Raw genomic sequence first — 11,233 nt, forward strand, 5'->3', positions numbered from 1 at the left:
TCGCCGCCAAAAAATCTCACTGCGGGACTGCCGTACTAGTTCGCCTCGTAGAAGGTCACCTTCAGGGTCGCGTTATGCTCGTAGCCTTCGGGGTCTTCCTTTACTTTCTGAATTCCGTTCGGGCATTCCGCGGAGCTCGAGTTCTTTTTTTCCATGAAAGGATTGTCCCAGTCGACTCGGAAGTCTCCCGCGCTCGAGGTGTAGATTACATACCCCTGCGTTCCGGTCACAAAGCTTCGCCCCTCGCTGCCGAAGTGTGCTGTGTTTCCGGAAGGAATCCTTTCCGGAGGCGTATAAGTGCCATCATTGCTCTCAGCCCGGCTGAGCACAGCTGATGCGCGCCACCGGCTCCAGGACTGGAGTTCCGGGGGCACCACAGCCGGTCAGTTCGTCAGTTCAGCGCTGATCTCGTCGAGCCTGGCGGCACCTTCCGGGTCGATCACGTGGTGGTAGATCGTCTCGAACCGGCCGAGGATCTCGTCGATGTCGTGCCGGGAGACCAGGTGCTCGCTGGCCTTGCCCATCCGGTCGATCGTCGCCCGATCACTGATCACGTCGTCGATCGCGCTGGCCAAGGCGTACACGTCGCGCGGCGGAAACAGCCAACCGTTCTCGCCCGGCTGCACGAGGTGCGGCAACGCCATGGCGTTGGCCAGCACGACCGGGGTCCCGGCCGACATGGCTTCCATGGTGGCGAGGCTCTGCAAATCGGCAGTGCTGGGCATGCAGAACAGGTCAGCACGGGCGTAGGCCTCCAGCAGCTCTTCCTCGTCGAGGTAGCCGTGGAACTGGACCTGGTCGGCGATGCCGAGCTCGGCGGCGAGCTGCTCGAAGGCGGCGCGCCGGCTGCCGTTGCCGACGATCTCCAGCCGGGTCGGGACCCCGGTGCGCAGCAGCGACATCGCGCGCAGCAGGTCGTCGATGTGCTTCTCCTCGTCGAGGCGCCCGACGAAGAGCACGGTCCGGGTGTCCGGGTCGGGGTTCTCGGCGCGGTAGCGCTCGGCGGGCTTTCGGTACCGTTCGACGTCGATGCCGCAGGAGACCGGGAAAGCCGCGTCGGTGAACCCGTTGTCCTGCAGCAGCTGGACGGCGCGAGGGGTCGGTGCGGTGACCAGCTGCGCCTTGCCGTAGTGCTTGATCAGGTTGTGCCACAGCAGCCGGCCGGCCGCGTCCTGCAGGAACTGCGGGACCTTGATGTAGCCGAAGATGTTCTCCGGCATGAAGTGGTTGGTCGCCACCAGCGGCAGGTTCCGCTTCCGGGCCGCGTTGATCAGCCCGCGGCAGATGAAGAAGTGCGACTGGACGTGCAGGACGTCGGGCTGGATCTCAGCCAGCAGCCGATCGGCCCGGCGGGCCTGCCACGGCATGATGCCGCGGATCGAAGGGTGGAAAGGAGAGCCGTAGGAGGGCACGCGGTGCACCGTCACGCCGTCCTCGACCTCGAGGTGCTCGGCGCGGTCGTCCGAGTGGCAGATGACGTGCACATCATGGCCGCGGGCAGCCAAACCAGCCGCTAGGCGGTAGCCGAAGTTCGCTGCCCCGTTCACATCGGGAGGAAAGGTGGTCGCGCCGACCACAACCCGAAGCGGATTCCCGTTGAAAGGTCGCGACGTCAAGTGAAACTCCCGTCAGGACGATCTGTCGAACTCGGTCCGGCTAAGTCACGGCAGCATCCTGAATGCTGGTAGCAACGACGAACTGCACCATCGCCATTCGCGCTGGAGCGCACGATCACGGGGATCGACAACCCCCGAATCTCTCGCCCATGAGGACGCCCCACCGGACACCCAGCGTTTCGGCCAGGCCGACGTGCTCAAACCGACGGGCAGCCTCGACAGCACCAAACCAGGCCGCTGACGAGCGGAGCCAATGTCCGTCACGAACTCAGACCTGCGATGACTGCCGGGGCGATGCGCAGTGCGTTGGCAGCGATCGTCAATGCTGGATTGAGCGCGGCTGAGGACGGGAAGAACGACGAGTCGGCCAGCCACAAGTTCTCGATGTCGTGACTGCGGCACGAGGCATCGAGGACGCTGTCCGCGGGGTCGTGCCCGGCGACAGCGGTTCCGCACATGTGCGAGTTGGTCTCGATGCCCATCTTCTGCGTGAAGATCAGCGGGTAGCCCGCCTTCCGCACAATCCTGGTGACCCGGCGGACCAGCTCACGGTGCGCACCGAGGTTCGTGGGGATCCAATCGATCAAGGTCCGGTCGCCGTCCACGCGCACCCTGTTGTCCCGGGACGGCAGGTCCTCACTGGTGAGGTAGATGTCCAGGCTGCGGCCCGACATGAACTCCAGAGCCCACATCGGCGCCCACTGGCGTGCCGACTTGAGCATCGGAGCCTGCAACTTGCCGAGCATTTGCAGGTTGCCCAGTGGGTAGGGCGTTGCGTTCGAGGCTTCGTAGAAGTCGTTGATGCCGAGCGTTTTCTGCCACTTCGTGGTGTTCGTCCGGAACGGGTTGACACCGACGAAGAACGTGCTGTTGTGCACCATGTAGTTGCGGCCGAGCAAGCCCGACGAATTGCCGAGGCCGTCGGGGTGGGCGCGCGTGGCGGAACGCAGGAGCAGAGCCGCGGAGTTCGCGGCACCGGCGGCCAGCACGACTCGTCGTGCGTTGATCCGGATCGTGCGGCCTTGGTGCCGTGCCTCGGCAGCGACGACGGTTCTGCCGTCCGGCGAGGTCAGCAGACGGGTGACCTCAGTGCGGACCATGAGCTTGACCCCGCCGCGCAGCGCGGGCAGCACGACCTTGTTCTCCGCATCGGCCTTCATCCCGGTGTTGTCCGGACATCCGTCCGCGGTGGACACCGCAGCGCGATCTGCCTGGGTTTCCACGTTGAGGCCGTTCGGTGTGTGGAAGGGGTGCAGACCTTGGCCACGCAGCGAGTCGGCGAAGCGTTGGACAGTGGGCTCGTGCTCGAGAGGCGGGAAGGGGTACGGGGCGGAGCGCGGTGGCTCGGTTGGGTCTTCACCGATCTGGCCGTGCACGTCGAACAAATGCTCAGCCGTGGTGTAGTACGGCTCCAGGTCGTCGTAGCTGAACGGCCACGCGCGCGAAACCCCCTCCACGTGCTGGACTTCTTCGAAATCGCTGCGCCGGAACCGTGGCAGCGAGGCGCCGTAGAACCGGGTGTTCCCCCCGACCCAGTAGTAGGTTCCCGGGGCGAACGGCTCTCCGGTCCGGCCGTCGTACCAGCAGCCCGCGTTCTTGTACCGTCCCTTGAGGTACATCTCCTCCGGTCGCGAGTTCTCCGCCTCGTGAGGCAGGAACCCACCGCGCTCCACCATCAGGACGCGGAGGCCGGAATCCCGCAGTGCCCAGGCCAGTGTGCCCCCGCCCATGCCTGAACCGATGATCAGCACATCGGTATCGACCTCGTCGGTGTCCTCCAGCGAGATGACGGATTCGGGGTCGAGACCGGGCGTGTCCTGGACATCAGGAACTGTCTGGTGCGGATCATTCGATGGAACAGGCATGAGCAAGGGGCTTTCTGGTTCGTGAGCCGTTGGTCGGAGATCAGGCGGAGGTGCCCCGGATGAAGCTGGCTGCTCGCTCGCCGATCATGATGGCGGGTGCGTTGGTGTTGCCGGTAACCAACGTCGGCATGACCGAAGTGTCCGCCACGCGCACGTTGTCGAGGCCATGCACGCGCAGCTCGTCGTCGACGACCTTGCCCAACATGCAGGTTCCCGACGGGTGGTAGAAGGAGAACGATTGGGTCTTGATGTAGTCGTCGATGTCCTGGTCCCGGTCGGATGCAGGGGCGAGACCGGCTGCGGCCGCGGTCTCCAGGTCACCATCGAGCATTGACGTGAGCGTCGACTCGCGCGCGATCCCCATGCACATCCGCACGCCTTCGCGCAACCGAATCCGGTCGTCGGGATCTGCCAGGTAGCTGTGCACGATTCGCGGCTTCGCGTAGGGGTTGGAGTGCCGCAGTCGGACGGCTCCCCTGCTGGCCGGACGGGCGACGTAGGGACCGAAGGACATGCCGGGCTCCAGCGGGGCCGCCAGCCCTTGATCTCGGACGATGCCCAGAGCCGCGTGCACCTGGATGTCCGGCGCGGGCACGTCATCGGAGGAACGGAGGAATCCGCCGACCTCGGTCCACGCCATCGGGCCGGTGCCTTCACGGCGCAGCCGCTCCTCCTCCTGCGTCGTGTCAGGGCCGACGATCGGAGGAGTGCTGCTGAAGAAGCTGAGGAAGCATCCGGCGTGGTCCTGCAGGTTCCGGCCGACGTCGGGCAAGTCGTGCAGCGGCGTGATGCCACCTGCGGTCAGCTCGTCGGCGGGCCCGACACCGGACTGCAGCAGCAGGTGCGGCGAGTTGTACGCCCCCAGGGACAGCACAATCTCCCGAGCCACACCTATCGTTCGGACCTCACCGAGGTGGTCGACCTCCAGACCTGTCGCGCGGCTGCCGTCGAAGCGCAGTCGCAGCGCCAGTGTCGAGGGGAGGACGGTCAGGTTCGGACGGTCGGCGGCTGGCTGGAGGAACGCCACCGCGCTGCTGCAGCGCAAGCCGTCGCGCTGGGTGACCTGGTAGTAGCCGACACCCTCTTGTTCCGCCCCGTTGAAGTCCTGGTTGGGTATGTGGCCGGCGTTCGTCGCCGCCTCCACCCAGCCCTCGAGCAGAGGGTGCACCGAGACCGGATCGCTGACCGTGAGCGGTCCACCAACCCCGTGGAAGTCGTCCGCACCGCGCTGGTTGTCCTCCGACTTCTTGAAGAACGGCAGGACGTCGTCGTAGCTCCAGCCCTTGTTCCCGAGCTCGGCCCAGGTGTCGTAGTCGTAGCGGTGGCCCCGCACGTAGAGCATGGTGTTCATCGAGCTCGTGCCGCCGATAGCACGGCCTCTCGGCAGGTAAGCCCGGCGTCCGCCGAGTTGCTCCTCCGGTTCGGTCTCGAAATCCCAGTCGTAGGCGGTCTTCAGCTGCTGGGAGAACAGCGCCGGGATTTCGAACAACCGCCCCCGCGCCGGCGGGCCAGCTTCGACGAGTGCCACAGTGACGTCTGGATCTTCTGAAAGCCTCGCCGCAAGTGCGCATCCGGCAGAGCCCGCGCCCACCACGACGTAGTCGAAGCGCTCGTGTTCATTGGGTGACATGACTACCTCTCAAAGGTCGAGATCAGTGGCCTGCTGGCACAGGACCTGCTCGGCAGGGACATCCGCCTCAGGGTTCTGATGGACGTCCCCGGCGCGGAGAACCGCGGGCCGATGTCGGGGCATCGGCCCGCAGCACGAACCGAATCAGAGATGCTGCTCGGACGCCCGCGTGCGGTGGTATTCGTCCTGCCGCTCGTCGGTGACGTAGGCCGGCACCGGGAAGTCCCACCACCCCGGCACCCACGGGCCGGCGGCGTCGCGGTCCGTCGGCACCTCGACCAGTGCCGGGGCGCCGGACTCGACAGCCTTGCGCAGGGTCGGCTCGAGCGAATCGTCGTCGGAGACCTTCCACGACTCGATGCCGAAGGACGCGCCGAGCGCGGCGAAATCCGGGCTGTAGGGCGAGCCGTCCGGTCGCGAGAACTCGGTGCCGATGTGTCGGGAGGTCTGCTTGCGCTGACCGCCGCGGATCGACATGTAGCCGGCGTTGTTCTGCACGACGAACACCACCGGCGCGCCCGCGGTGACGCTCAGCGCGATCTCCTGCGCGGTCATGAGGAAGTCGCCATCGCCGAGCACGCACACGACCGGGCGGTCGGGCTGTCCGAGCTTGGCTCCGACCGCCGCCGGAACCGCCCAGCCCATCGACGAGAATCCACCGGAGGTCAGGTGGGTGCGCGGGCCGTAGACCGGGAAGGTCTGCTTCACCGCCCCCTGGGTGTTGCCGGAACCAGCGACGATGATCGCGTCGCGCGGCAGAACCGACCGCAACGCACCGAGGGGGCGCTGCGAGGTGAACGGGAACCGGTTGCTGTCCCGACGCCCAGCCAGTTTCTCCTCCCAGTCCTGCTGCAGGCCGGCGAGCTCGGCGAGGTACTCGTCCCGCGACGGGCGCGTGTTCGGCAGCGAGTCCACGATCGCGGCGACAGCCCGCTGGGCGTCGGCGACGATGCCGACCTCGGCCGGGTAGTTCTTGCCGATCTCGTGCGGGTCGATATCGATGTGGATCAACTTCGCCGGCGGGATGGAGAAGCTCACGCCCTTGGCGTAGCTGGACGCGGACCAGTCGGTGAACCGGCAGCCTACCGAGATGACGACGTCGGCCGAGCTGGCGATCGCGTTGCCGGTGGTCGTGCCGGTCTGGCCGACGCTGCCGGCGAACAGCGGGTGGTCCTCCGGGAACGCGCTCTTGCCGTTCCAGGTGGTCACGACCGGGATCTGCCACTTCTCGGCCAACGCCAGCACCTGGTCAGATGCCTCGGAGGTGATCGCTCCGCCGCCGACGACGATGACCGGACGGCGACTGGCGCTCAGCACCTCGACGGCTCGGTCCACGGCCTCCGGGTCGGGGTGCTGGCGGCCGACCGGCACTCGTCGCGCGAGGTCGTGCAACTCGACCTCGGCCGCCTCCGCCTGGACGTCCATCGGTACTTCGAGGTGGACCGGGCCAGGCCGTCCGGTCAGCATCGAGTTGAAGCACCGGTGCAGGACGAACGGCAGTTCCTCGACCCTGGTGACGACCCAATGCCGCTTGCTCACCGCTTCAGCGACCTTCGGGAAGTCGTTGGCCGTGTACCGGTCGAGCTCCTGGAGCAGCCCGTGTCCGCGCATGTGCGTGGGCGGACCACCGGTGATCACCAGCGCGCTCGTCGAATCGGTGAACGCGGTGCCCATACCGATGACGGTGTTGCTCGCCCCGGCGCCGATGGAGGTCACCGCCGCGATGGGACGGCCGGTGGCGCGGTAGAAGCCGTCGGCAAGGTGCACGGCGCTCTGCTCGTGGAAGGTCTGGATGAACGGGATGTTCGACTCGTCGTCCAGGAAAGCGTCGGTCAGGGACCAGATCCCGTGACCGGGGATGCCGGCCACGTAGTCGACTCCGTAGTTGCGCAAAGTGCGGGCGACGATCTGACCGCCGGTGAGGATAGGCATGGGGGTACTCCCACTCGAATTGTTCTGCTCGTTACTTGGCGTCCCGGGCGGCCCAGGCGAAACCCTGGGCGCACAACCGGGTGACGTCCGGGTTCTGCAGGTCGTCGAGGTCGTGGCCGATCGCGCTGTAGAACACCCGCCCCTCTCCCCACGTGCGGGTCCAGGCCTGCGGGACCTTCTTGCCCTCGAGCCACGGAATGTGTTCGCCGGTGAAGGTGGTCGTGGCGAGCACGTGGTTGTTCGGATCAACGGACATGTAGTACTGCTCGGAGGCGACTTTGAAGTCGTTCACGCCTGCGGTGATCTCGTGCCCTGAGTCCACAATGGATACTTCGTATGGGTACTTCACGCCTTCCCCTGCCGGGTGCTCGAGGAAGCTCCCGCCAAGCAGCCAGTGGTACTTGATGCTGGTGCGGAATGCAGCAGCGGCACCGTGCCAAGCGGCGATCCCGGTGCCGGACTCCACCGCGGTGAGCAGGCTCGTCTCTTGAGCTGCCGTGAGCCCTTCGGTCAGCAGGGCGTTGTTCCAGTTCAGCGCGATCAGGTCGTAATCGGTGAGATCGGCGTCGAGGACGAAGAAGTCGTTAGTCTCGTCAACGTCGAAACCGAGCTCCTCGAACAGCGGCAGCGCCCATTCTTCGGCGATCTCGTACGGCTTGTGGCCGGGCCAGCCTCCGTAGAGGTAGAGCACACGGGTCATCATCAGCTCCTTTCGGTGATGGCGGCGCGCTCGCGGAGCCGAGCGGCGACTTCGAGGGCGTCGCCCTCCGGCGCGGTGGACTTGCGCTCCGGTTTGGCGACCAGGAGGTACACCAGTCCGACCGCGGAAACGATGAGGAAGCCGATGAGCGCGATCCAGCGATCGACGAACGGCGTGTCGGCGTCCCCGGTGGGCATCGCGAGCAGGACCATCGCGAAGATGCCGTAGAGCAGGGCCGCGACGTTGACGACGTTGCCGAACCGGCCGAGTGTCCAGTCACCAGCGGGGCGCCAGCCGCGCAACCGCATGCGCAGGGCGGCGAGCACGACCATTTGGAATGCCGCGTACCCGGCCAGCACCTGGAAGGCGGCGATCCGCACCAACGAGTCCGGCGAGAAGTAGACGAACACGAAGAGCACGACCGGGACGACGTTCACCCCGATCAGCGCGTTGAACGGAACTCGGTACCGCCGTGACACCTTGGAGAAGATCCGGGCTCCCGGGAACATGTCGTCGCGGGCGAAGGAGAACACGATTCGGCTTGCGGCGGCCTGTTGGCTCATCACACCGGCGATGAACGAGGTGAGCGTGACCACCAGGATGAGCTTCGTACCCACTGTGCCGATGGCGTTCTGCAAGATCGCCGGGATGGGGTTGCTGTCCGAACCGGAGATGATCGAGCCCAAGTCCGGTGCTGCGAGTGCGTAGCCGGCGAAGGCCAGGATCGCGGCGAGGCCTCCGACCACCACTGTCAACTGCATGGCGCGGGGGATGCTGCGTGCCGGGTTCGGCACCTCTTCGGCGACTTCACCACAGGCCTCGAACCCGTAGTAGAGGAACAGCCCCACAAGTGACGCTGCCAAGAAGGCACCAAAGAAGCCACCCGCGTGGCCGGTGCCCATGTCGTCGAAGAAGATCGAGAGCGAGTTGTGCCGCTGGAAGATCAGCAGGTACAAGCCGACCAGGATGATGCCGATGAGCTCGGCGGCCAATCCGATTTTGGAGATGACGGCCAGTGTCCTGGTCCCGAAGCTGTTGCACGTCATGCACACGACGGTGACGACGAGCGCGATGAGCAGCCGCTGGCCCGGTGTCGAGGTGATTCCGGGGCTGGCTGCAGTGCCACCGAACAGGCTGGCTACGAAGTCCGCGCTGAACAGCGCGGTGCTGGTGATGCCGATGGTGATGCAGCACATGTAGGTCCAGGCGGTGAACCACGCGTAGCGTCCGTTCCACAACCGGCGGGACCACTGGTAGAGCCCGCCTGCGAGTGGGAACTGGGCGACGATCTCACCGAAGACCAGCGCGACGAGCAGCTGGCCGAGACCGATGATCGCGATCCAGAAGATCGATGGCGGACCTGCAGTCGACAAGCCGACCGCGAACAGCGAAACGACGCCGACGAGAGGCCAGAGGTAGACGAAGCCGAGCGCGAAGTTCGCCCACAGGCTGACCTTTCGGTCGAACCGCTGCTCATAGCCCAAGGCAGCGAGCAGTTCTGCGTCCTCATCCGAGGATGCCAGGACCGCGGCTCCGGGCGTCCGGGAAGGTGGATCGGTGGTGGGCATCGCTCCCGCGGTTTTCTCCGTGTCTGGCATGACGAACTCCAAAGGTGCTGGGGTGGCCGTTGATGCCGGGATGCTCAGGCTTGGGTGAAGGTGTGATCAGTCCAGTCCAGTCGCGCCGAGCCGAACCTGGCGCTGCGAACGTCACCGGACCTGGCGTGCCCTTCGAAGTTCTCCAGCCGGGAAGCCCTTCCGCAGATCTGGCCGAGTTCAGCGCTCGCTCGAGCGTCCCGAATCTCCTGGTACGTAACAGTTTTGAGGTACTTGCCGACCCAGAGGCCACCCGTGTAGCGGGCCGCACCCAACGTCGGCAACACGTGATTGGTGCCGATCACCTTGTCGCCGTATGCGACGCAGGTCTTGTCACCGAGGAAGAGCGCGCCATAATTGCGCATCCGCTCCAAGGCCACGCGCGGCTCGGCGGTGAGGATCTGGACGTGCTCGCTGGCGTACTCGTCCGCAAGTGCGTACGCCGCGTCGAGATCCGCTACGACGTGCACCTGGCCGTGGTCGTGCCACGCCTTGCCAGCGACCTCGCGGGTCGGCAGGTTCACCAACAGCTCGTCGACGTACGAGATGGTGCGCCGGGCAAGGTCCTCCGAAGTCGTGATCAGCACGGCGGGGGAATCCGGCCCGTGCTCGGCTTGCGACAGCAGATCGGTTGCCACGACGAAGGGGTCTGCCTTCGCGTCGGCGACGATGAGCACCTCGGTCGGGCCGGCGAACAGGTCGATCCCGACTTCGCCGAACAGCTGGCGCTTGGCCTCGGCGACGTAGGCGTTGCCCGGCCCGGCGAGCATGTCGACCGCTGAGATGGTCTCGGTCCCGAGGGCGAGCGCAGCGACCGCCTGAACGCCGCCCATCACGTAGATCTCGTCCGCTCCCGCCAGGTGCATCGCCGCAACGCTCACTGCGGGCGGGGTACCGCGGTCCGGCGGGGTGGTGGCGGCGACCCGCTCGACACCGGCGACCTTGGCCGTCACCACGGTCATGTGCGCCGAGGCGGTCAGCGGGTAGCGGCCGCCCGGGACGTAGGCCCCCGCTGCGTCGATCGGAATGTTGCGCTGCCCCAGGAAGACTCCCGGCAGGGTCTCGGTTTCGAAATCGGCGAGGGAGTCGCGTTGCGCCTGCGCGAATCCTCGCACCTGGCGCTGGACGAACCTCAAGTCGTCGAGGACGGTTTTCGGGACAGCAGCCATGACGGAGGCGATCTCGGCCGGGCCCAGCCGGTACGACTCCGGCGTCCACGAATCGAACTTCTCCGACCAGCGCCGTACCGCGTCATCACCATTCGCCCGGACGTCCGCGATGACCTCGGCGACGCGGTCGACGATCTCGGGGCTGCTCACCCGTGCCGCAGTCGGCGCTGCGGGCTTTTTCACGACTGTGGTCGGTGCGGACACTCCGAACTCCTTAACGAAAGGGGAACCCCTGTTGGCTTGTCCATGGAGTCTGCGGAAAGCAGAAGCACACCAACATGCACAAGCCGTGTAATAACCGAGCTCCTCCTGACACAGAGTGGAAAGATGGGCGAACGGACTAACCGTTGCTTCGACTGCTAATCGCGCCGAAAGACAGGACGGCTGAGCAGGTCGTGGCCGCGGAGTGCGAGCTGCAGGCGCTGCTGATGCTCAATTTCGGCGAGATCGAGACCGAGCACGACGGAAATCCGGTCCAGACGGTGGTAGAGGGTGCGCCGTTGGACGAAGAGCACTTCGGCCGCGCGCGCCTTGTTACCGCCGCACTCCAGGAAGGCCCGCAGCGTTGGTAGCAGCGGATGACTGGCGGTCGCATCGTGTTCGAGCAACGGCCCCAGTTCATCCTCGACGTCTTGGGTTCTAGTGGTGGTTGCAACGCCTGACTCGTTCAGGGGTTGCAGTGTTCGAGATCCGCAAGGACCGGGCACCTCAGGGCCGTAAGAAGTT

General features: G+C 66.0%; 8 protein-coding genes. All 8 read right to left on the minus strand.

From position 1 onward, the window contains the following. Positions 1-383 precede the first annotated feature (383 nt). Complete coding sequence (locus AC07FN_RS41065; RefSeq protein ID WP_478400535.1) at positions 384-1,547, minus strand: glycosyltransferase; 1,164 nt, start codon at positions 1,545-1,547, stop codon at positions 384-386. 329 nt (positions 1,548-1,876) lie between these two features. Beyond that, positions 1,877-3,481: a GMC oxidoreductase gene (locus AC07FN_RS41070; protein WP_478400536.1), complete on the minus strand. Its 1,605-nt coding sequence runs from the start codon at positions 3,479-3,481 to the stop codon at positions 1,877-1,879. A gap of 40 nt (positions 3,482-3,521) precedes the next feature. Next, positions 3,522-5,111 (minus strand): GMC family oxidoreductase, encoded by a 1,590-nt coding sequence (locus tag AC07FN_RS41075; protein ID WP_478400537.1) that lies wholly within the window; start codon positions 5,109-5,111, stop codon positions 3,522-3,524. 144 nt (positions 5,112-5,255) lie between these two features. Beyond that, positions 5,256-7,043 (minus strand): thiamine pyrophosphate-binding protein, encoded by a 1,788-nt coding sequence (locus tag AC07FN_RS41080; protein WP_478400538.1) that lies wholly within the window; start codon positions 7,041-7,043, stop codon positions 5,256-5,258. Between the two features lie 31 nt (positions 7,044-7,074). Further along, positions 7,075-7,746: a ThuA domain-containing protein gene (locus tag AC07FN_RS41085; protein ID WP_478400539.1), complete on the minus strand. Its 672-nt coding sequence runs from the start codon at positions 7,744-7,746 to the stop codon at positions 7,075-7,077. Further along, a complete protein-coding gene (locus AC07FN_RS41090; RefSeq protein ID WP_478400540.1) occupies positions 7,746-9,341 on the minus strand; it encodes an APC family permease in 1,596 nt (531 codons plus the stop codon). Before AC07FN_RS41090 ends, AC07FN_RS41085 begins: the two co-directional genes overlap by 1 nt. A 44-nt stretch (positions 9,342-9,385) precedes the next feature. Beyond that, a complete protein-coding gene (hisD, locus tag AC07FN_RS41095) occupies positions 9,386-10,711 on the minus strand; it encodes a histidinol dehydrogenase (RefSeq protein WP_478400541.1) in 1,326 nt (441 codons plus the stop codon). A 155-nt stretch (positions 10,712-10,866) separates the two neighbouring features. Further along, positions 10,867-11,233 (minus strand): PucR family transcriptional regulator (locus AC07FN_RS41100; protein WP_478400542.1); only part of this gene is annotated, 367 nt, incomplete at its 5' end.

Source organism: Saccharopolyspora sp. NPDC045941 (assembly GCF_056431445.1).

What these genes read in the sequence shown, in the direction of transcription:
- AC07FN_RS41075 (WP_478400537.1), bottom strand. Translation starts at nt 5,111, where the DNA reads ATGTCACCCAATGAACACGAGCGCTTCGACTACGTCGTGGTGGGCGCG.
- AC07FN_RS41085 (WP_478400539.1), bottom strand. Translation starts at nt 7,746, where the DNA reads ATGATGACCCGTGTGCTCTACCTCTACGGAGGCTGGCCCGGCCACAAG.
- AC07FN_RS41080 (WP_478400538.1), bottom strand. Translation starts at nt 7,043, where the DNA reads ATGCCTATCCTCACCGGCGGTCAGATCGTCGCCCGCACTTTGCGCAAC.
- AC07FN_RS41070 (WP_478400536.1), bottom strand. Translation starts at nt 3,481, where the DNA reads ATGCCTGTTCCATCGAATGATCCGCACCAGACAGTTCCTGATGTCCAG.
- AC07FN_RS41090 (WP_478400540.1), bottom strand. Translation starts at nt 9,341, where the DNA reads ATGCCAGACACGGAGAAAACCGCGGGAGCGATGCCCACCACCGATCCA.